This window comes from Endozoicomonas sp. PH6C (assembly GCF_059322965.1).
On record NZ_CP185342.1, the window covers coordinates 6794556 to 6816956 of the forward strand.

The 22401-nt window shown below is 48.2% G+C and carries 21 protein-coding genes; 10 read left to right on the forward strand and 11 right to left on the reverse strand.

What is annotated here, in order from left to right; genetic code table 11:
* Positions 1–5: 5 nt before the first annotated feature.
* The 5 genes from ACOMG9_RS24165 to ACOMG9_RS24185 form a co-directional block, all read right to left on the reverse strand.
* Positions 6–1214: a diacylglycerol/lipid kinase family protein gene (locus ACOMG9_RS24165; RefSeq protein ID WP_494529544.1), complete on the reverse strand. Its 1209-nt coding sequence runs from the start codon at positions 1212–1214 to the stop codon at positions 6–8.
* 194 nt (positions 1215–1408) lie between these two features.
* Positions 1409–2587, reverse strand: a complete 1179-nt coding sequence (locus ACOMG9_RS24170) for a diacylglycerol/lipid kinase family protein (protein ID WP_448215136.1) — start codon at positions 2585–2587, stop codon at positions 1409–1411.
* Between the two features lie 152 nt (positions 2588–2739).
* Positions 2740–4077, reverse strand: coding sequence for a diacylglycerol/lipid kinase family protein (locus tag ACOMG9_RS24175; protein WP_494529545.1), 1338 nt, complete (start codon positions 4075–4077; stop codon positions 2740–2742).
* 155 nt (positions 4078–4232) lie between these two features.
* Positions 4233–5393 carry a diacylglycerol/lipid kinase family protein gene (locus tag ACOMG9_RS24180; RefSeq protein ID WP_448215134.1) on the reverse strand — a complete coding sequence of 387 codons (1161 nt, stop codon included), beginning with the start codon at positions 5391–5393 and terminating at the stop codon, positions 4233–4235.
* Entirely contained in the window at positions 5390–6172 is a 783-nt protein-coding gene (locus ACOMG9_RS24185; RefSeq protein WP_422136124.1) for an SURF1 family protein, read from the reverse strand. The genes ACOMG9_RS24180 and ACOMG9_RS24185 overlap by 4 nt, the downstream gene beginning before the upstream one ends.
* 139 nt (positions 6173–6311) lie before the next feature.
* On the opposite strand from ACOMG9_RS24185, the gene ACOMG9_RS24190 reads away from it, so the two are divergent.
* Positions 6312–6527: a twin transmembrane helix small protein gene (locus ACOMG9_RS24190; protein WP_422136123.1), complete on the forward strand. Its 216-nt coding sequence runs from the start codon at positions 6312–6314 to the stop codon at positions 6525–6527.
* 50 nt (positions 6528–6577) lie between these two features.
* On the opposite strand, the gene ACOMG9_RS24195 is transcribed toward ACOMG9_RS24190, so the two are convergent.
* Genes ACOMG9_RS24195 through coxB form a run of 4 tightly spaced genes read right to left on the reverse strand, consistent with a single transcriptional unit; the run spans position 6578 to position 10851 of the window.
* Entirely contained in the window at positions 6578–7474 is an 897-nt protein-coding gene (locus tag ACOMG9_RS24195) for a cytochrome c oxidase subunit 3 (RefSeq protein ID WP_448215133.1), read from the reverse strand.
* 10 nt (positions 7475–7484) lie between these two features.
* Positions 7485–8054, reverse strand: coding sequence for a cytochrome c oxidase assembly protein (locus ACOMG9_RS24200; protein WP_448215132.1), 570 nt, complete (start codon positions 8052–8054; stop codon positions 7485–7487).
* Positions 8054–9655, reverse strand: coding sequence for a cytochrome c oxidase subunit I (gene ctaD / locus ACOMG9_RS24205; RefSeq protein WP_448215131.1), 1602 nt, complete (start codon positions 9653–9655; stop codon positions 8054–8056). The genes ACOMG9_RS24200 and ctaD overlap by 1 nt, the downstream gene beginning before the upstream one ends.
* Positions 9656–9666: 11 nt before the next feature.
* Positions 9667–10851: a cytochrome c oxidase subunit II gene (gene coxB, locus ACOMG9_RS24210; RefSeq protein ID WP_448218588.1), complete on the reverse strand. Its 1185-nt coding sequence runs from the start codon at positions 10849–10851 to the stop codon at positions 9667–9669.
* 1263 nt (positions 10852–12114) lie between these two features.
* On the opposite strand from coxB, the gene ACOMG9_RS24215 reads away from it, so the two are divergent.
* A complete protein-coding gene (locus tag ACOMG9_RS24215) occupies positions 12115–12765 on the forward strand; it encodes a hypothetical protein (RefSeq protein WP_448215130.1) in 651 nt (216 codons plus the stop codon).
* Between the two features lie 135 nt (positions 12766–12900).
* Here the strand turns inward: ACOMG9_RS24215 and ACOMG9_RS24220 are convergent, their stop codons facing one another.
* Entirely contained in the window at positions 12901–13158 is a 258-nt protein-coding gene (locus tag ACOMG9_RS24220) for a YheV family putative zinc ribbon protein (protein WP_422136118.1), read from the reverse strand.
* A gap of 116 nt (positions 13159–13274) precedes the next feature.
* Positions 13275–15323, reverse strand: coding sequence for an oligopeptidase A (prlC, locus tag ACOMG9_RS24225; RefSeq protein ID WP_448215129.1), 2049 nt, complete (start codon positions 15321–15323; stop codon positions 13275–13277).
* 277 nt (positions 15324–15600) lie between these two features.
* On the opposite strand from prlC, the gene ACOMG9_RS24230 reads away from it, so the two are divergent.
* The 8 genes from ACOMG9_RS24230 (at position 15601) to oppC (ending at position 22400) form a co-directional block, all read left to right on the forward strand.
* Positions 15601–15891, forward strand: a complete 291-nt coding sequence (locus ACOMG9_RS24230; RefSeq protein ID WP_448215128.1) for a DUF2442 domain-containing protein — start codon at positions 15601–15603, stop codon at positions 15889–15891.
* Positions 15888–16427: a gamma carbonic anhydrase family protein gene (locus tag ACOMG9_RS24235; protein ID WP_448215127.1), complete on the forward strand. Its 540-nt coding sequence runs from the start codon at positions 15888–15890 to the stop codon at positions 16425–16427. Before ACOMG9_RS24230 ends, ACOMG9_RS24235 begins: the two co-directional genes overlap by 4 nt.
* Before the next feature lie 118 nt (positions 16428–16545).
* Positions 16546–16767 (forward strand): hypothetical protein, encoded by a 222-nt coding sequence (locus tag ACOMG9_RS24240; RefSeq protein ID WP_494529546.1) that lies wholly within the window; start codon positions 16546–16548, stop codon positions 16765–16767.
* A 66-nt stretch (positions 16768–16833) separates the two neighbouring features.
* Positions 16834–17286, forward strand: coding sequence for a hypothetical protein (locus ACOMG9_RS24245; protein ID WP_494529547.1), 453 nt, complete (start codon positions 16834–16836; stop codon positions 17284–17286).
* Positions 17287–17443: 157 nt separating this feature from the next.
* A complete protein-coding gene (locus ACOMG9_RS24250; protein ID WP_317144210.1) occupies positions 17444–18034 on the forward strand; it encodes a YhgN family NAAT transporter in 591 nt (196 codons plus the stop codon).
* A gap of 662 nt (positions 18035–18696) precedes the next feature.
* Positions 18697–20334 carry an ABC transporter substrate-binding protein gene (locus ACOMG9_RS24255; protein ID WP_448215124.1) on the forward strand — a complete coding sequence of 546 codons (1638 nt, stop codon included), beginning with the start codon at positions 18697–18699 and terminating at the stop codon, positions 20332–20334.
* A 176-nt stretch (positions 20335–20510) separates the two neighbouring features.
* Entirely contained in the window at positions 20511–21437 is a 927-nt protein-coding gene (gene oppB, locus ACOMG9_RS24260; RefSeq protein ID WP_494529548.1) for an oligopeptide ABC transporter permease OppB, read from the forward strand.
* A 42-nt stretch (positions 21438–21479) separates the two neighbouring features.
* Complete coding sequence (oppC, locus tag ACOMG9_RS24265) at positions 21480–22400, forward strand: oligopeptide ABC transporter permease OppC (RefSeq protein WP_448218587.1); 921 nt, start codon at positions 21480–21482, stop codon at positions 22398–22400.
* Position 22401 lies beyond the last annotated feature (1 nt).

Genomic DNA, 22401 nt, shown 5'->3' on the forward strand with positions numbered 1-22401 from the left:
GATAGTCACATTTCTGCACTCAAAATATAAAAGGAATCCGGATCATCCCCGGCTCCGTCAAGGTCCATGAGGGCATAACCGAGTTCTCCATATTCGGGAGGTCTCATAAACCGGAACGCTGACGACAACCAGGTTATTTGTGCCGGTGTTTGCAGTGAAATATCACCATCGACCTGAATAGACAGCGGTGTCTCATCCTGATGTTGAATGCCCAATTGAGTAAAAACAAGCTCCCGTTGACCTGACCAATTGCGTAATCTCTGCATAGTCGTCCGAGTCAGACCTGACCAATTGAGTAATCTCTCCATAGTCATCTGAATAAGTGTCCAAATGGGATGCGTCTTCTGATGACTGTAAAGCAGCTTTCCCCGCGTACAGATCGGGAGCATATAGTTAAAAAGAGCAATTCCACCTCCGAACGTTGGCCCTGTACTCGCGGCCAGAAAATTCAATGGAATATTGAACCTGCCATTATCAGTAGTGCACCTGACTATGGGTGTATTCCATCTCATCGCTGAACTGATGGCTAACATTGCAGAGGCCATACTTCCGGGTGAGTATCTGAGCAGTCGGCTTGGTCGTTTACCACTGTTGTGATCGTCTTTCTTTTTTTTCATCTGGGTCGCCATACCCAGATCAAACTCGCTCACTGCCAGAACCGTTTTCTTCTCGCAGCTGCCTCCTTCACAACCTTCAATTTTATAGGCACCAAAGGGCATAGGAGCGCCATATACCAATGTCCGAAGGGCATGCATCGGGTCACGCAATCGGAGTGTATTCGCAATGTCGTTTCCCTTACCCGCCGGTATAACACCGATAACAACTTGTGGTTTACCTTCAAGACCCTGAACCACCTCATGGACAGTGCCATCGCCACCAACAGCAACAATCAATAACTGATCTTCCTGATCGTGTTGCACCTGTTGCCAGTCCAGATATGCCTGCATTGCCAGTTCCGTTGCATGACCCGCATGTTCTGTAAAAAAAACGTTATATGTCGCTTGTACCGCAGCTGCAGCCTGGTCTTGTGAGCCAACTGCTGTATAGTGCTGGTCGACCGCTTCTTCAATTCTGTCCCAGACCCTCCAACCTTTACCATTATTACTGGCAGGATTGACGATAAAGCAGGCGTGACGAATCGTTGCAAATCCATATACAGGAATAAGAAACACAAAAAGCAGCAGGACATATAAATAAAAAACTCGACTACTCACAGTAAACCATCCCCTTTTCTGTCAGTCACGGATACCTGTTTTTGTTGGCATTGATCCGGGCCTGGCGGTGGCAATTGCCATAGATACAAACCCAGCCATTAAAAACCATTGGATAGCTTAGCTGAGGTTTTTCTGAGAAATAGTCTGATAGCCACACTGAAAATTTAAATGGAACCCTGCTTTTTCCTGGCTCTTTAATCCTCCACTTCATCAAGATACATCAGGGCATGACCGAGTTCTCCATGTTCGGGAGGTCTCATAAACTGAAACAACCCCCTCAGCCAGGTCACTTGTGCGGGTGTTTGCAGTAAAATATCACCATCGACCTGAATAGACAGAGGTGTCTCAACCTCGTTTTCAATATTCAGTTGAGTAAAGCAAAGCCGCTGCATACCTGGCCAGTGGAATAATCTCCCAATGGTCATCTTGATAAGTCTCCAAATGAGGTGCGTGCTTGTCTCCATGTTAATCTGAATAAGTGTCCAAACAGGATGAGTCCTGTGCTGATTATAAAGCAGCTCTCCAAAGAATCTGGACGGACCCATATCGTTACAAAGGGTAAGTCCGCCTCCTACCGTCGGCCCTGTCCCCGCTGCCAGAAAATTCAAGGGGATATCATGATAGCTTCCACGATCAAAACGACACCTGACATTGGGTGTATTCCATCTCATTGCTGAACTGAAGGCTAACATTGGATAGGCCATACTTCTTGGTGAATATCTAAGCAGTCGGCTTGGTCGCTCACCACTGTCGTGTTCATCTTTCTTTTTTTTCGTCTGGGTCATCACACCCAGCTCAAACTCATTCACTGCCAGAACCGTTTTCTTCTCGCAACTGCCTCTTTCACAACCTTCAATTTTGTAGGCACCAAAAGGCATAGGAGTGCCATAAACCAATGTCCGAAGGGCATGCATCGGTTTACCCAAACGAAGTGTTTTCGCAATGTCGTTTCCCTTACCCGCCGGTATAACACCAATAACAACTTGTGGTTGACCTTCAAGACCCTGAACCACCTCATGGACAGTGCCATCGCCACCAACAGCAACAATCAGTAACTGATCTTCCTGATCATGTTGCCCCTGCTGCCAGTCCAGATATGCCTGCATTGCCAGTTCCGTTGCATGACCCGCATGTTCTGTAAAAAAAACGTTATATGTCGCTTGTAGCGCAGCTGCAGCCTGGTCTTGTGAGCCAACTGCTGTGTAGTGCTGGTCGACCGCTTCTTCAATTCTGTCCCAAACCCTCCAACCTTTACCATTATTACTGGCAGGATTGACGATAAAGCAGGCATGGCGAATCGCTGCAAATCCGTTTACAGGAATAAGAAATACAAAAAGCAGCAGAACATATGAATAATAAACTCGACTATTCACAGTAAACCATCCCCTTTCTGTCAGTCACGGGTAACTGTTTTTGTTGGCTCTGTCCGGGCCCGACAGAGGCATTTACCGGAGACACAGACCCAGCCATTGAATAACGTAGCCGAGGTGTTTCTGAGAAATAGTCCCACTGCAATACTCAAAATTTACATGGAATCCTGCTTTTTCTTCGCTCTTTCGTCCTCGGCTTCTTCAAAGTACATGTCAAAATAATCGTAATCACCATATACGGGAGGTCTCATAAAATGGAACACTCCCGGCAACCAGGTTATTCGTGCCGGTGTTTGCAGTAAAATATCACCATCAACCTGAATATCCGGAGGTGGTTCCTTCACGTGCTCAATGTCCAGTTGATTAAACTGAGCCCGTTTGAGGCCTGACCAATTGAATAATCTCTGCATAGCCACCTGAACAAGTGCCCAAAAGGGGGGATCCCACTTCTCACCATAAAGCAGCTCCCCCTGCGAACTGTCTGCTCTGACACCATCCTGAAGGCCAAATTCGCCTCCGATTATAGGCCCCGTGACCCCTCCGGCCAGTATATTCAGAGGGATATGGAATCTGCTACCCCCATTAATGCTGCACTTGACCATAGGTGTATTCCATCTCATTGCTGATGCGAGATCTGAGAGTGGATAGATCATATTTCCGGGTGAGTAACTCATCAGTCGACCCGATCGTTCACCGCTCCCGTAATCATTTTTCCTTTTTGTTAACTGATTCGTCACTCCCAGATCAAACTCATTGACTGCCAGAACCGTTTTCTTCTGGCAACTTCCTCTTTCACAAGCTTCAATTTTATACGCACCTAAAGGTTGAACGGCTCCATAAACCAGTGTTCGAAGGGCATGCATCGGGTCACGCAATTGAAGTGATCTTGCTATATTGTTTCCCGTACCCGCCGGTATAACCCCAATAATAACTTGTTGTCGATGAGCTTCTAAACCCTGAACCACCTCATGCACAGTGCCGTCCCCACCCACTGCAACAATTAACAACTGATTCTCTAATAACTGCCTGGCCGAGGCGGACTTCAACGCCTTCCTCCCGGCTTCTTTATAATATAATAACTTCTTCTTTAATAATTTATGCTCGTCCCCCTGCAGCTCCTGCTCCTGTTGCTCCCGCTGCTCCTGATGCTCCTGCTGCCAGTTCTGATGAGCTTGCGTTGCCAGATCCGTTGCATGACCTGCATATTCCGTAAAAAACACTTCAAATGTCGCTCGATCCTGAGCAGCAGCCTCGTCCTGTGAGCCTACTGCTGTGAAATAATGATTGACAGCCTGTTCAATACTTTCCCAGACTCTCGCACCCTGTCCATTATTACTGGCTGGATTAACGATAAAGCAGACGTGGCGGATATCTGCCAATATGCTTTTCGGAATCTCTGGATATGGGTTTCCCGGAATCACCGCAAATCCGTTTTTCGGAACAAGAAATACAAAAAGCAGCAGTCCATATAAATAAAAAATTCTGCCAGTCACGTTGAGCCATCCTATTTTCTGTAAGTATCGGGACTTTTTTTATGTGGTTTTTGCCAGCTTCCAGAAGACTGATGTCTCCATCTGCCATAGAACCCAGCATTAAAAACCATTAGACAGCTTAGACGAAGTTTTTCCGTGTAATGTTCAAGCCCTGCTTAACGTTTAAAAAATTCAAGTAAAGTCAGCTCTTCTTCACGACGCATTGCCTCATAACCGAAATCACCGGGTTCAGGGGGTCTCATAAACTGGAATACTTCTGGCACCCAGGTTACTTGTGCCGGGGTTTGCAGCAAAATATCACCGTCAACCTGAATATTCTGAGGTGCCTGACCGTGCCCAATGTCCATTTGAGTAAACCAAGTCTGTTGCAGAGCTGACCGATTGAATAATCTCTGCATGGTCATCTGAAAAAGTGTCGAAATCGGGTGAGCCCTCCGCTGATTGTAGAGCATCTGTCCCTGGTCACTGTTCGGACGCATACCATTAAAAAGTCTCACTCCACCTCCAATCGTTGGCCCAGTTCCCGCTGCCAGCAGATTCAGGGGGATATTGAAGCTGCTACCGCCATCAATACTGCAATCGACTGTAGGTGCATGCCATCTCATTGCTGAACTGAGGGCTGACATTGTATAGACCATTCTTCTGGGAGAGCATCTCAGCAGTCGGCTTGGTCGCTCGCCACTGTCGTGTTCGTTTTTCTTTTTTGTCGCCTGAGCCGTCACACCCAGATCAAACTCATCCACTGCCAAAACCGTTTTCTTCTCGCAAGTTCCTCTTTGACAACCTTCAATTTTGTAGGCACCAAAAGGTGTAGGTCTTCCATAAACCAGACTCCGAAGGGCATGCATGGGATTACCCAAACGAAGTGTTCTTGCTATATCGTTCCCCGTACCCGCCGGTATAACCCCTATAACGACTTGCTGTTGACGATTTTCTAAACCTTGAACCACCTCATGGACAGTGCCATCCCCGCCAACAGCAACGATCAATAACTGATCTCCATAAGCGTGCTGCCCTTGCTGCCAGTTCTGGTATGCCCGAAGTGCCAGTTCCGTTGCATGACCAGGGTGCTCCGTAAAAGACACTTCATATGTCGGCCCTACCAGAGAAGCAGCCTGGTCCATAGAGCCGCTTGCTTTATAGTATTGGTAATGGTCGAGGGCTTCCTTAATACTGTCCCAGACTTTTTCCCCCTGGCCATTATTACTGGTGGGATTAACAATAAAACAGGCGTGGCGAATTTCTGCAAATCCATTTTCCGGAATAAGGAATATAAAAAACAGCAGGCCACATAAACAAAAAATTCTGCTAATCACAGTGAATCATCCTCTTTTGCATCAGCTGCGGACACCTCTTTATGGTGCTTTTGTTGGCTTTGACCCAAGCCTGAACATAGCATCTGCCAGAGATAGAGAAAGAGCAGGACCAGAGCCATCAGGAACCATTGAATAGCGTAGCCGAGATGTTTCTGAGAGGTAGTTTTCATTGTCAGGGGGCGTATCAGATAAGCGCCGGGCTGATTCTGTTCCAGCTTCAGAATATATAGAGGTAGCGTCTGCCCCAATGCTTCCCCCATTCGGTCAAAGTGGATGGCCTGAATACGTTTGGGCCACTCTTCATGCCAGATATCTTCACCCAGCGTGAACGGATTCCCCAATAACCGATAGAGTTTGCCCGTTAACTCAAGTTCTCCATCAGGTGTCTTGATTTCCGGCAAACTGTCTCTGGATTGAGCAGGTATCCAGCCTCTGTTGACCAACAAGTACTGACCATCATTGGCCAGAAAAGGCATGATCAGGTCGTAACCGGCACGACCTTCGTGAATCTGGTTATCGAGAAAAAAAGCCCGACCGAAAATAAAGCGACCACGGACGTTTATTGGCAGATACATGGCATCAGAGTAGCGGCTGATATCAGACAGGCTGAGAGCGGGCATGGTCTGTCGTTCTGCCAGGGTCTGCTCAAGCTCAAGCTTCTCCTGGTATCGGGACATCTGCCAGAACCCCAGTTTGATCAGCAGGGGCAAAAGCAGCAACACCAATAGCGACAACTTAACGCGATAGCTCTTAAGGGATCGATAGCTATACTTCAACATCGGGTGCTCTACCAAACTCCGCTGTTATTCTGATCTGAATGCCTTTAACGTAAGAAAAAACATGTGCGACACAGATTGATTTAACAATCGGTTAAGCAAACCGTTTTTCATCAACTCAGGCATCAGCAGGGAGCGTAATATGTGGTTAAAAATTATTATTGTTGTTCTTTTTCTTGCCGTACTCTTCTGCCTGGGCAGAGGCATGTACTTTCTACTTAAAGGTGATGGCGGTTCCGCCAAACTGGTAAATTCACTCACCGCCCGGGTTGGCCTGACCGCCCTGATCATGTTGATCATTGTGGTGGCCTGGCTGTTTGGAGATGTTCACAGTAACGCTCCCTGGCTGTACCGCTAAACGACGAAAGTCGTTAGTTTCCACCTCTTCCCGGAAATGTCGGGCTCTCCTCATATCAGATAAACAAAGATAAACAGGCCGAGCCAGACCACATCAACAAAGTGCCAATACCAGCTGGATGCCTCAAAAGCAAAATGGTTATCCGGCTCAAAATGCCCTTTATAGATACGAATCAGCATGATCAGCAACATTATGGCACCCAGGGTGACGTGTGCCCCGTGAAAACCCGTCAAAATAAAGAACGTTGAGCCATAGATACCCGCGCTCAGGGTCAACCCAAGCTCATTGTAGGCTTCAGCGTATTCTTCAGCCTGAAAGTAAAGGAAAGTAAAACCCAGAATCAGGGTGAGAATCATCCATACCTTCACCTTGGTTCTCTCCGCCTTTCTGAGGGCATGGTGTGCAATCGTCAGGGTAATACTGGAAGCGACCAGTAACAGGGTGTTCAGCAGAGGAAGATGGAATGGATCGATGACCCCACGGGCTCCCGGGAATGTTTCATTATCCGGGTTGGTCATCAGCGGCCAGTCCGCTTCAAACTCTGGCCAGAGGTGTTCATGAGTGGAAGCACCGTCTCCCTCGCCGGCCAGCCAGGGAACGGCAAAGTAACGGATATAAAAGAGCGTTCCGAAGAAAGCCGCAAAGAACATGACTTCGGAGAAGATAAACCAGCCCATACTCCAGCGGAAGCTGCGGTTCATCTGGTCACTGTAAAGACCTTTGCGGGACTCTTCGATGACATTACTGAACCAGCCAAAGATCATGTAGGCCATGATCAGGGAGCCGCCGAAAAACACATAATGTGCAAACGAATCTTTTACCCCGGCAGACATGTCGTTCATCATCATGCCTGCACCCAACAGCATGGTAAAAAGACCTATCGAGGCAATGATCGGCCACTTGCTCTGGGCCGGAACATAATAGGTACCTTCACCTTCTTGAGCCATCAGAATCTCCTCAGGACGGCAGTGTCCTCTCTCCCATTGTCGTCACATCAAACAAGGTGTACGACAACGTTAGTTTGGTGATATGCCGGGGTAATGCCTGATCCACAATAATTCTAAGCGGCATGATTTTTTCTTCGCCTGCTTCCAATGTCTGGGTGGTGAAGCAGAAACACTCTACCTTGTGCAGATAGTTGGTAGCCTGAAACGGTGAAACACTGGGAATGGCCTGACCGATCATTCGTTCGCTGGTCGGGTTGCGGGCAAAGAACTCCAGCTCGCCAACCTGCCCGGGGTGAACCACCACCTCTGTGACGCTGGGTTTGAAGTCCCAGCTCATCTCAGCATTGTTGGTTGCCACAAACTGCACTTTCACCTTCCGGCTGGTATCCACCTCAGCCGTTTCGGCATTGTAGCGGTATGGATTCGGATCGGTTTTGCCGTTGAGTCCCGTTACCTTACAAAACACGTCGTATATGGGAACCATGGCAAAGCCGAAACCAAACATACCGCCAGCCACCAAGCCAGTCTTGATGACAGTTCTCCGCGACAGGTCGGCCGGGGTATCATCCTTCTCACTCATTACTTCACGTCCGGTGGTGTGGTGAAGGTATGGTAAGGTGCTGGCGAAGGCAGGCTCCATTCCAGACCTTCTGCACCTTCCCAGCTTTGAGCCTTGGCTTTCTCGCCGCCCCTGATGCATTTGATCACGATAAACAGGAACAGCAGCTGCGTGGTTCCAAACATAAAGCCACCGATACTGGCAATCATGTTGAAGTCGGCAAATTGCAGGGCATAATCCGGAATACGGCGAGGCATACCCGCCAGCCCGATAAAGTGCATCGGAAAGAAGGTCAGGTTCATACCGATAAAGGACAGCCAGAAATGCGTCTTGCCCAGCGTCTCGTCATACATATGACCTGTCCATTTGGGCAACCAGTAATAGACCGCAGCAAAGATGGCAAAAATTGCACCGGGTACCAGTACGTAGTGGAAGTGAGCCACGACAAAATAGGTGTCGTGATACTGGAAGTCAGCAGGGGCAATAGACAGCATCAGCCCAGAGAAACCACCAATGGTAAACAACACCACAAAAGCAATACTGAACAGCATGGGGGTTTCAAAGGTCATGGCGCCCCTGAACATAGTGGTAACCCAGTTAAAGACCTTCACTCCGGTAGGCACAGCAATCAACATGGTGGCGTACATAAAGAACAGTTCACCCACCAGCGGAATACCTACGGTAAACATATGGTGCGCCCAGACAATAAACGACAGAAAAGCAATACTTGCGGTGGCATAGACCATTGACGTATAGCCAAAGAGGGGTTTTCTGGCGAATGCTGGCAGAATGGCTGACACAATCCCGAAGGAAGGCAGGATCATGATGTACACCTCCGGATGTCCGAAGAACCAGAAAATATGCTGGAACAGAACAGGGTCGCCACCACCGCCGGCGTTAAAGAAACTGGTGCCAAAGTGGATGTCCATCAGCATCATAGTCACAGCACCGGCCAGTACCGGCATAACAGCAATCAGCAGATACGCAGTAATCAACCAGGTCCATACAAACAGCGGCATCTTCATCATGGTCATGCCGGGTGCCCGCAGGTTCAGAATGGTGGCGATGATATTGATCGCCCCCATGATGGACGAGATACCCAGCATGTGGATGGCAAAGATAAAGAAGGTGGTTGACGGCGGTCCATAGGTGGTTGACAGCGGTGCGTAGAATGTCCAGCCAAAGTTTGGACCGCCGCCTTCCATAAACAGTGTGCTGATCAGCATCACGGCTGCAAAAGGCAGAATCCAGAAGCTCCAGTTATTCATTCTTGGCAGCGCCATGTCTGGCGCACCGATCATCAATGGAATCATCCAGTTAGCCAGGCCGACAAAGGCAGGCATGACCGCACCGAATACCATGATGAGACCGTGCATGGTGGTCATCTGGTTAAAGAAGCCGGGATCTACGATCTGCATCCCTGGTTGAAACAGTTCCGCCCGGATCACCATCGCCATAGCACCGCCGGTCAGGAACATAATAAAACTGAACCAGAGATACATGGTGCCAATATCTTTATGGTTCGTGGTTAGCACCCAGCGCATCAATCCCCTGGCAGGACCGTGTTGGTCATGATGCTCGCTTGGCTTGTCATTTGCGCATGTGTCTGTCACAGCAGTCATGGTTGCATTCCTCACAGTCCAGCCTGATGTGTATTAGTATTCGGCTCATTCACCGCTGGCTTACTGACGGCAGCAGACCCGCCTGAAGCTTCAGCATCCGTCGCTTTGTACTCCCCGGTATTTTTGTATTCCAGAATCTGCTTCGGCGTGACCAGATCACCGGTATTATTACCCCAGGCATTTCTTTCGTAGGTAATGACTGCCGCCAGATCGACTTCGCTCAACTGGGCAGCAAAGGCCTGCATGGCGGTACCCTTCTTGCCGTTCACGACAATATCGATATGCGCTTTGACCTGATCTTTCTCAACAGCCATTTTTGATCCTTTGAGAGCAGGAAACAGGGGCGGCATACCCTCACCATTGACCTGGTGACAGGCCGCACAGACTCTTTCGTAGGTGTTTTTTCCGCGCTCCATCAGCTCGGCCATAGTCCAGTTTTTACTGGTTAACTCACGCTCTTTAGCGGCCAGTGTTTTCTTCTCTGACAACCAGTCTTCATAGTCATCCGGTGACCTGACATCCACTACAATGGGCATAAAGCCATGATCCTTCCCACACAGTTCTGCACATTGACCACGATAAATTCCGGGACGTTCGACGTTGGTCCAAGCTTCGTTAATAAAACCCGGAATAGCATCCCGTTTAACGGCGAATGAAGGTACCCACCATGAATGAATAACATCTGCGGCAGTAACCAGGAAACGGATCTTTTTACCCGCAGGTAATACCAGTGGTTCGTCAACCTCCAGAAGATAGTTGGGGTCTTTGCTGCGAACGTTATAAATCTGTTCCGGTGTAGTTTTGAGATTACTGAAGAAGGACACTCCTTCTCCCAGATACTCATACTGCCACTTCCATTGATACCCGGTAATTTTGATATCAATTTCAGCTTCATCCGTATCGTAAATATCAATCAGTGTCTTTGTTGCCGGAATCGCCATGCCCACCAGAATTAATAGTGGGATGGTCGTCCACAGTATTTCTACAATCGTACTTTCATGGAAGGGATGGGGCTTAACGCCTCTTGATTTACGGTGCATGAAAATGGAGTAAAACATAACACCGAATACCACAATGCCAATGACCACACAGATAATAAATATGGTCATGTGCAAGTCGTAAACCGAACGACTGACTGCCGTAACCCCCTCGGTCATATTGACTTTCCAATCAGCCAACAGATGGCTGGGCATCATAAAACCTGATAGTGTGGTCAGAAAAACCAGAAAGTATTGACCGTCTCCCCCGGAAACAATAGAAGAGGGTCGTTTTCTGGAAGTTAAACAAGTGGAAGAAACCAGAACTTTTCCTAATCCGAGCGACAATAACGACCGGACTATTCGAAAAATGGCACCATACCGGAACCCCGCCACTGGCACCATCCGGGATGGGCGATATTTACCGCTCATGCTTTTCGTCCCGTTCATGGCAGTTTTTATCAAAAGAAAGAGAGCTAGTGCGTGCTGCATCATTCCCTTACATCCCCTGACTGTCCGCCCAGACAAGGCGGTGACTTATTATTATTGTTCAGCAGACCCAAGTCTTGCTTTCAGAGGCGACGGGGCAGCAAGCATCCGGACATCCCCGAGCAATGCTTACTGACTTGACTAGTTGTCGTTACCGGACAGGAGCCACACAGCATCTTGCCAGAAAAACTGCAATACACTTTAACTATCAGAGCTAACTACCAGAGCTGCTGATTTACAGAGATTTCAGCCAACCGTCTACCTGTTATTTCTTTTTCGCTGTGGAGAAAAAAACAACCCGGTTCAGGCTATCTGCGGAAAGTCAAAGTGCCAATATTCAATCGCAAGAGAGCGCTAAGTAACCGACAACGTCATACTACTTCGGACCCGACCTGCAAAACCTACTGCACAGGAACACCCTGCAAATAACAATACCCGTGAGACGCATTGAGTGATTCATTCAACCTGACAATGATCGCTCATCAAGTATAGTCCCAGAACCTCATTAAACAACATGATTGCACAAAATGAAAAGAGTCTTGTCAAAAAATACCTTTAATAAAAAATTGCCACTTGTCGTTTAAAATAAGGTAACGTGAATTCAATGGAAAAAATACCTATTTAGACTTTCTTCGATCACTCTTACTGGGTCGACACAACTTTGTGACACCTATTACGGATACAAACATCCATTCAGCTTCTTAACGATATATTTTTTTACACCTCGAAGTGGGCAGGTCAGAACCCATTTTTAAAGCCTGTTTAAGCATATGTAGTGTGTCATTTTTTTGACTGCACAAGTGCTTGCACTTTTTCATTTTTGTCGTAATTTACAGTCTTTTTTAAATTCTAATTTAATGAATAAAAGATCTTTGTATTATGAAAAAGAGGTATTTAAAAAAGCTTGAGTTCTTATTGGTACTATGGTCTTTTTAACACCTTCACGGTGACGTTGCAGTACCCAAATTAATAGCAACCGCAACGGAGACAATCATGGACGTAGAGGCAATTAATAATCTGATCGATTGTGCCCGAAAGCATGAAGAGGGCTCAAGCCACCTTCAGTCGCTTGTCTGTCAACAGGTGGAGCAGTTGCACCACACAATCGAACTTCCCGACGACATGGCCAGTGAGACACTGCTGAAGTTTGCAGTTGAATACATTGATCATGTACCTGACTTTCTTGAAGCGCTGGATCAGGCTTCAAAGGAACTGGACATTGAGGCTTTCATTTCCCCTTTTCTAAGCATTGCCGAAGAGAACTTTCTGGCACCGGTTTTGCAGTCCCAAAATAATGTGGGGCTGTTTGATCTGCTGGATAAAGCCTACTTTACGCATCGACTGATTGAGGAAGTAAACGACAGTTACCTATCTCGAATCGGCTCTCCCCTGATCCCGATGAACATGACCTGGGCCAACCTGATCATTCATGCCATTCTGGGTGAAGAGTTTGGCAATGAGCTGGACAAAATCGTTGAGCAGACGGTCAGGCACATGATTCGTTCGCAGGAGCTTTATAACGATCGCATGTTCAAGGATTTCGTCAACAACCGCAATCCGGAGCAGTGGGTAACGGCCTGGTCAAAATGGAATTGCCTGTCCAGCCGTATGGGTATTGAACTGAAGTTTACGTCAGCAGCCTGATCCGGGGCACTGACGATGAAGTAGAGGTTAATGCAGAGGACTGTATTTGAACATCGCTTGTTAAACTCCAATAGCCATGGCGCATTTGCAAAGCAGCACAGCTGTGAGGGTTTATCATAACATCTGATTTCGAACTCAGGGTTGTTGATCCAGTATTCTTACGATCTGAACAGCGCTTTCCTTTTTAGCATCATCATCCGACTTCCTGTCTTCTGGGGAGACCCTCGTCACTGGTGGTTTCCCCGCAAGAGAAGGATCTTTTTCCATCACATCCGAATAATGGCATTCCACGCACTCGCGATAGTTTTCACCGTTCTCGGTGTACATCCTCACCGAATCCTGCTGACCACAGGATGGACAGACGGCTCCGGCAATAAATCTTTTCGTTGTCATAGCTCTGAGGCCTACAGCAAACAGGTGCCACAGCGCATAAATGCCTATAGCACATAAAGAAATACCAAGACCCCGAGATCCCATGATCTCAGAGCCTTTCATTCAAAATTCTCTTTTCAGGCAGAGATACCCGAATGGCGCAACAGAGCATCCACTTCTGGCTCCCGGCCCCGGAAATTTACAAACAGCTCCATGGGCTCCGCAGAACCGCCTTTTTCCAGAATTTCATGCAGGAAAGACTCACCGGTCTGGCGGTTGAATATACCCTCTTCTTCAAATCGGGAGAAAGCATCCGCAGACAATACCTCAGCCCATTTGTAGCTGTAGTAGCCCGCCGCATATCCTCCAGCAAAGATATGGCTGAAGCCATGCTGGAAACGATTGAAGGCCGGAGGCATAACCACAGAGACCTGACCGCGAACTTCATCCAATACCGCCTGAACCGTTTTCCCTTCACTCACGCTTTTTGAAAAGTCTTTATGCAGTTTGAAATCAAACAATGAGAACTCCAGCTGACGCACCATCATCATGGCGGACTGGAAGTTTTTAGCGGCCAGTAATTTATCCAGTTTATCTTCAGGCAGAGGCTCGCCCGTTTCAAAATGGCCGGAGATCAAAGCCAGACCATCTTCTTCCCAGCACCAATTCTCAAGAAACTGGCTGGGCAGCTCGACTGCATCCCAGGCTACGCCATTGATTCCGGATACGGTAGAATAATCGACCCGGGTCAGCATGTGATGCAAACCGTGACCAAACTCATGGAACAGGGTCACAACTTCATCATGGGTCAGCAGGGCTGGCTGATTACCAACGGGTGGCGTGAAGTTACAAGTCAGGTAAGCCACTGGCAGCTGAACTTTGTCGCCAATCCTGCGACGCACCCGGCACTCACCCATCCAGGCACCACCGCGCTTGTGTTCACGGGCATAGATGTCGAGGTAGAAACGACCAATCACTTCGCCATCGCGAATAACATTGAAAAAGCCAACATCTTTGTGCCAGGTTTCAACGTCGGTGACCTTGTCAAAGGTAATTCCAAATAGGCGTTCCACGACAGAGAACATGCCATTCACTACTTTTTCTGACGGAAACCAGGGACGCAACTCTTCCTGAGAAATAGCGTAGCGCTGCTGTCTGAGCTTCTCGCCATAGTAGCCAATGTCCCAGGCCTGCAAATCTTCAGCACCGTGTTCTGCTTTGGCAAAGGCTTTCAGTTCATTCAGTTCTTTTTCTGCCTGAGGCTTGCTCTTACTGGCCAGATCTTCCAGAAACGCAACGACCTTGTCAGTGGAGTCAGCCATTTTGGTCGCCAGTGAGTATTCCGCATAGTTGTTGAACCCCAGCAGTTCGGCCAGCTCCTGACGTAGCTTGAGGATTTCATTAATATTGCCTGAATTATCAAATTCACCCGCATTCGGACCCTGGTCCGATGCCCGGGTACTGAACGCTGTATAAACCTCTTCCCGCAACTCACGATTGTCTGCGTAGGTGATCACCGGAAAATAGCTCGGAAAATCCAGATTCAGCATCCAGCCTTCGCTGTGACCTTTGGACTCAGCCAACTGTCTGGCGCCTGCCAATGCGGATTCAGGCAGGCCGGCCAGCTCTGATTCATCGGTAATCAGTTTGGACCAGGCCATGGTGGCATCCAGAACATTGTCAGAAAACTTACTGGTCAGTTCAGAAAGACGTTTTTGAATGTCGCCATAACGAGCTTTTTTCTCTTGCGGCAGGGCAACACCCGCCAGTTTGAAATCCCGCAGATTATCGGTAATGACTTTTTTCTGAGCCTTATCCAGATTCTCGAACCCCTCTGACTCAGACAGCGTCAGATAGGCCTGATAGAGATCCTGATTCTGACCCAGCCATGTTGAATATTCGGAAAGCAGGGGAAGACAGGCATTGTAAGCATCTCTTAGCTCATCGGTATTGACGACAGCATTCATATGACCCACCGGTGACCAGGTCTGATTAAGCCTGTCTCCCAGACTGTCCATGGGTTCCTGAAGCGTCTTCCAGCTGAAGGTTTGATTTTTATCTGCCAGAAGTGCGTCTACCGCTTGCTCACTTTCGGCAATAATGGTCTCTACAGCCGGTTTTATATGCTCTGGTTTAATCTTGGCAAAAGGAGGCAGTTCGCAGTTTTCCAGCAGTGGGTTGCTCATAATTCAGATGCTCGCTGTTTATTGTCCAAACTGATCGTTCTTTTTATGTCTATGGGTGCAGGATTATCGGTTTTCAAGGACAATGCAATACTTGAAAGCGTTCTGCTTCGCGACAATAGTTGTCTAAAAGGCATAACTTTCTTTCAGTTTGAGCAATTGTTGTTCTAACTTTCCCTGTCTGAGAAACTATTGAGGCATGAGATGAGTCCAACTGTATTCAAGAAGAAGGGGTATCGTTTTTTCTGAGAGATTGAGAAACTGATCAAGGAGAAGCACTATGCCATCATCAACGCATGGAATATGCACTTCCGGAACTGAAGTGACAAATATCTCATCTCATGGCATCTGGCTATTGACCAGTGGCAAAGAGCTGTTCATGTCTTACGAAGATTTTCCATGGTTCAAGGACCAGCCAGTTAGCGCAATCATCAACGTTGAAGAACTCAGAAAAGGTCACTTCTATTGGCCAGATATTGATGTTGATCTTACTGAAACAATGATTGAATCTCCTGACCGTTTTCCTCTTAAAGCCCAGACCAAGAGCAAGCAAAGAAGCCAAACACTATGACAAGCCAATCCATCAGAACCTTCAGAGGTCATACCCCAACACTGGGTGACCGGGTATTTATTGACGAAACCGCTCTGATCCTGGGCGACGTAGAAATTGGTGAAGACAGCTCCGTCTGGCCCATGGCGGTGGTGCGCGGAGATATGCATCGCATCCGCATCGGCTCACGCACCAGTATTCAGGACGGTTCGGTGTTGCATATCACCCATGCCAGCGCTTTTAACCCTGATGGTTATCCGTTGATTATTGGTGATGAAGTGACGGTCGGTCACAAGGTCACCCTGCATGGCTGTACGATCCACAATCGTTGCCTGATTGGCATTGGGGCCGTGGTGATGGATGGCGTTGTGGTCGAGGAGGAAGTGATTGTCGCTGCGGGCAGCCTGGTGCCACCGAGAAAGCGACTGGAAAGCGGGTTTGTATACAAAGGCAATCCAGCCCAGAAGGCTCGCCCGATCACTGAAAAAGAGAAGGCCTTATTCTCTTACGGTGCGGACAACTATGTGAAGTTGAAAAACGAATACCTGGGCCTTTAAAGGTTATTAAAAATAAATTTAATATAATTAAAATTTATTTTCGCCCAAAGTATTACAGACGCTTGAACTATCCAGACCTAATCTTCCCATATCAATACATGATTTGGGGAGATTCACCATGAGCGAAGCCATCAAGCCCATCAACACAGCAGCCACTCAACAGTCCCACTGGATCGCAGACAGCCAACTGGACAAGCAGGAAATCTACAACGCTGAAAAGCAGGCTGAGAAATTTCATGAAAACCTCAGCGCCCAAACCGCTGAACAGCATTCTGGATATATGAAAGATAAACAGGCCAGACTGGCATTGTTGCTGAGCCAAAAGAATTTTGTTATTTGAGCCTATGCAGATTGACTGGGGCTGCTATGCTGTCAGCTCCATTCACGTAAACAGGTTCCATAATTCATGTCCCTAGAAGTAAGACTTGAAAAGCTTGAAATCCAGCATAGAAGCCTTGACGCAGATGTGCACAGTCTGGCCAGGGTGTGTGCAGATATAAAAAACATCGAACTCACTAATCAGCATGATATTGCCGGATTGAAGTTAGATGTTTCCGGGGTGAAGACGGATCTCGCTGGTGTGAAAGCCTGCATAGCCGCATTGACAGAAGCTACCCACGCAGGGTTCAAAAGGGCGGATGAACAACACAACGAGTTCGTCAGGGAAACCCGCCAACGCTTTGATGAACATGACAAGCGCTTTGACGAACATGACAAGCGCTTTGACGAACATGACAAGCGCTTTGACGAAGTCGATCGCCGTTTTGACAAGGTCGATGAGCGTTTCGACAAGGTCGATGAGCGTTTTGATCGGCTCGAGTTACTCATTCGTCAGAGAATTCCCAATACACAAAACTAATCACTTCCGAAAACTTACCCTCCACAAAAAGCCCGCCAGATTTTAATGGCCGGGCTTTGTCGTGTAAAACCGACAAATCAGGATTGGTTTTTTTAAAGGCCAGATGTTATAAGCCCGCTCAATTTTTTTATTCTAATTCTGAGTTTAAGCTGAACCGATGGAAATCTACTCCACAGCCATATTGCTGTTCCTGATTATGGATCCGCTCGGCAATATGCCAATCTTTATCTCTGTTCTAAAAGCTGTGCCCCCCAGGCGCCGGGTCAAAATTCTGATGCGGGAAATGCTGATCGCCCTGTTGATTCTGGTGATTTTCCTGTTTGTCGGTGATGCCATGCTGCAGGTACTCCATCTCAGGCAGGAAGCGGTCAGTATTGCAGGGGCGATTATCCTCTTTATTATCGCCATCAAGATGATTTTCCCTCCCAGCCGAGGGGGTGGCATCATGGGTGACACCCCCGATGGCGAGCCTTTCATCGTACCTCTGGCCATCCCTTTGATTGCCGGTCCTTCCATACTGGCCACCCTGATTCTGCTGGGTAATCAGCACCCGGGAGAACAGGCTAAACTGGTGACGGCATTGCTGATCGCCTGGGCTGCATCCGCAGCCATCCTGATGTGCTCAAATCAATTTATGAGAGTATTGGGCAACCGTGGTGTATTCGCTATTGAGCGATTGATGGGGATGATTCTGGTGATGCTTTCTGTGCAAATGTTTATGGATGGTATTGCCAAATATCTGGGATGATTCCCAACCGCTTGGAGGCTGTCACATGTCAGCCTCCAACGTCAGAACCCGTGAAATTATTCTTAATTTATATCTTCCATACAAAATACTTATCGCCTGCTGCGCTGTAAAAAAAGTGTAACTTCGCCAGCATAAAAAAACTTCATTACCTTTATGAAAAAAACTTATAACCATAGATCAAAGAAAAGTAAGTTTATTCATCTGTATTTTTGTAAATTTCAACAAGTCTAACTTTTTTGAACGATTCAATTTTTACGCACTTACGTTCAAAAACCTTCTTGATCCTTTTTACAACTTTTAGTTATATTCGGTTACCCGACCACTGTGATTCGGTTTTTCTGTATTAAAAACACATAATCCGAAGAGACGATGACCAGGGCTGGGGAAGATTTCCGTGATCTGTTTTTCGGGATCAATGCTACACCCGGCGGAATTGACGACAGTAGTCCATCAAATAAAAACAACCACCAGTAGATGACTCTTTACTCAGGTTGAGAACATTGAACAAGGTGTTATAAAACGGCAATACACAGGATCGTGTGTTACTCGTCTTGCTCTGACACATCCGTCAGCAGCAACAACACCCGCCCATTACCATAACTCCAATCAGAATTATGCGTTGACCGTTATCAGACCGGTCATCGAATGAAGGGGACAACAATATGAAGAAGCCGTTCAAGGCTCTGACACTTGCCGGTATTCCGGCTTTGACTCTGACCGCCAGCCTCATGGCCGTCACCAGTGCCAACGCCGCTATCGTTCCAGCAGGCACACAGCTGGCACAGGCCCAGGAACTGGTCCGCGGTAACGGCTCAGAACCTGCTTCTATCGATCCTCAGAAAGTAGAAGGTGTTCCAGGTTCTAACATCACCAAAGATCTGTTTGAAGGCCTGGTAACTCAGGATGCTGAAGGCAACACTATCCCGGGACAGGCTGAAAGCTGGACTGTTTCCAAAGACAATAAAGTATTTACATTTAAAATTCGTGACACCGCTAAATGGTCCAATGGTGACCCGGTAACAGCGGGCGATTTTGTCTTTGCTTTCCAGCGCGCGGTTGATCCTGAAACAGCCTCCCGTTATGCCTGGTTCATGGAAATCCCAACCATCGTTAACGCTTCTGCTATTGTCAAAGGCGAGAAGCCAGCAGACAGTCTGGGCGTTAAAGCTATTGACGACAAAACCTTTCAGGTCACTCTGGAACAGCCTGTTCCTTACTTCATCAAAATGTTGGCTCACCAGACCACTTTCCCTGTTCCCCAGAAAGTTGTTGAAAAGCTGGGAGACAGCTGGACCCGCCCGGGCAACATGGTATCCAACGGTGCATACAAACTGGCTGACTGGCGTGTAAACGAAAAAATCGTTCTGGAGCGTAACAATAACTACTGGAACAATAATGAAACCGTTATCAACAAGGTGACATACCTGCCTCTCCAGAACACTCCAGAGCTGAACCGCTACAAGGCCGGCGAAATGGACATGACTTACGTGATTCCTATTGAACACTTCAAGTCCCTGAAAAAGCAGGCACCCAGTGAAGTGAAGGTAACTCCATACCTGGGTACCTACTACTACAGCTTTAACACGGAACGTAAACCTTTTGACGATGCCCGTGTTCGTAAGGCTCTGTCCTACGCCATCGATCGTGATGCGATCACCCAATACGTGAAAGGTCAGGGTGAGAAGTCTGCTTACACCTTCACCCCTGATACCATCAGCGGCTTTGTACCACCAACCACTGAATACAGCAAAATGGCCCAGGCAGAGCGTAATGCAGAAGCCAAACGCCTGATGACTGAAGCTGGATACGGCCCAAACAAGCCGCTGGAACTGGAAATCCTGTACAACACTGACGAAGCTCACAAAAAAATCGCTATCGCCATTTCCCAGATGTGGAAGCCACTGGGTGTGAAAACAACATTGGTTAATCAGGAGTGGAAAACATTCCTCGACTCCCGAAACGACGGCAAGTTCGAAGTAGCCCGTGGCGGCTGGATCGGCGACTACAATGAAGCCTCTACCATGCTGGATCTGAATACCTCCACCCACGGTCAGAATGACTCCAGGTTTGTTAACGAGATGTATGACAAGCTGATGGCGGAATCCAGAGTTGTGACCAGCGACGAAGAGCGCTCCCATCTCTACACTGAAGCCGAGAAAGTTCTGGCTGATGAGATGCCTGTCGCTCCTATCTACCAATACGTAACCAGCCGACTGGTTAAGCCATACGTCGGTGGTTACCCAATGAGCAATGTTGAGGACAACGTTTACACCAGAGATTTGTATATCAAGAAGCATTAATCTCTCTGGCGTGGAAAACCCCTGGTTCCCACGCTCTTGAGGGATGTCGCAAAACCTCCGGTTGCCGGACTGAAGCCGGTCAACCGGAGGCTTGGTAACAGCCTCTCCTGCATGGAAACAAGTTTTACATACAGTCAGGGACACATAGTCGTCTAAGACTAACAAAGAGTGTACCTATGTTTATATTTATTCTGAAACGCATCGGCGTTGCGATTCCGACACTGTTCATTCTCGTTCTTTTGTCGTTCCTTCTGATGCAGATGGCTCCGGGCAGCCCTTTCACGGGCGATTTCAATATGCCACCGGAGATCCTGGCCAACCTTGAAGCCAAGTACCACCTCGACAAGCCGCTCTGGCAACAGTTTGCCTATTACCTGAAAGACCTTCTGCAGGGCGACCTGGGACCGTCTTTCAAGTACAAGGATTACACTGTTAACGAACTGGTGGCCCAGAGCTTTCCGGTTTCCCTGACCATTGGCTCACTGGCGTTTTTATTCACCGTTATTGTCGGGGTTGGACTGGGAACTCTGGCATCCCTGAAGCAAAATTCCTGGATCGACTACACCATTATGACGTTCTCCATGGTGGGCGTCGTACTTCCTTCTTTTGTGATTGCGCCACTGATGGTACTGATCTTCTCCATCAGCCTGAAGTGGTTGCCTGCGGGTGGCTGGAACGATGGTAGCTGGCAGAACATGATTCTTCCTGTCGCCGCCGTGGGTATTCTTTATGTAGCGGCAATAGCCCGAATCATGCGTTCCAGCATGATTGAAACCCTGAACAGCAACTTTATTCGTACTGCCAGGGCCAAGGGTTTGCCAAAGCATCACATTATTCTCAAACATGCCCTGAAACCCTCATTGCTGCCTGTTGTTTCTTATCTGGGTCCGGCTTTCGTCGGCATTATCACCGGCTCAGTGGTGATTGAAACCGTGTTTGGCCTGCCGGGCATGGGCCAGCACTTTGTCAACGGAGCACTGAATCGGGATTACTCACTGGTATTGGGACTGACGATCATCATTGGTTCACTGACCATCCTGTTCACCGCTATCGTCGATATTCTCTATGGGCTGATCGATCCAAAAATCAGGGTGGGGGGTTAAACCATGGCGTCTATTTCCATGAAAACCGGCACTGTGAATAACATGGTGAAAAAAGAGAGCCACAAGGCTGTGGAAAACTTCTCCGAACAGCTTGTCAACGAGCGGTTGGAGATTGAAGGGCGCAGCCTCTGGGCCGATGCCCGCCGACGCTTTCTGAGTAACAAGGCCGCTGTCGCCAGTATGATTGTTCTGGCAGCGGTCACCTTGCTCATTATCTTTGGCCCTGCGGCCAGTCAGTTCACTTATGAAGAAATTGACTGGGCCAATATGGCTGCACCACCCTCTATGGAAACCGGACATTTCTTTGGTACCGACCACCTCGGCCGGGACCTTTTCGTACGGACCCTTGAAGGCGGACGAATCTCCTTCATGGTGGGTGCACTGGGGGCTCTGGTGGCCGTTATTATCGGAACCATTTACGGTGCCATGGCGGGCTTCCTGGGTGGCCGTGTTGATAACCTGATGATGCGGGCCCTGGAAATTCTTCAGTCTTTTCCGTTTATGTTTCTGGTTATCCTGATGATCACCTTCTTCGGACGCTCCATACTGCTCATCTTTATTGCCATAGGGGCCGTCTCCTGGCTGGATATGGCGCGTATCGTCAGGGGTCAGACCCTGAGCCTGAAGAGCAAGGAGTTTGTCGAAGCAGCCATCATCAGTGGCGCCAATTCCAGCCAGATTATTTTCCGTCACCTGATTCCTAACCTGCTCGGTATTGTGGTGGTTTACGCCTCCCTGCTGGTGCCCGGAATGATTCTGTTTGAATCCTTCCTGAGCTTCCTGGGACTGGGTGTACAGGAACCCATGACCAGCTGGGGCGCACTGGTCAACGAAGGCGCCATCTCTATGGAAGTGGCGGTCTGGCAGCTGGCCTTCCCGACCACTTTTCTGGTGATTACCCTGTTCTGTTTCAACTTTATTGGCGACGGGCTCCGTGATGCCCTGGACCCGAAGGATCGTTGAT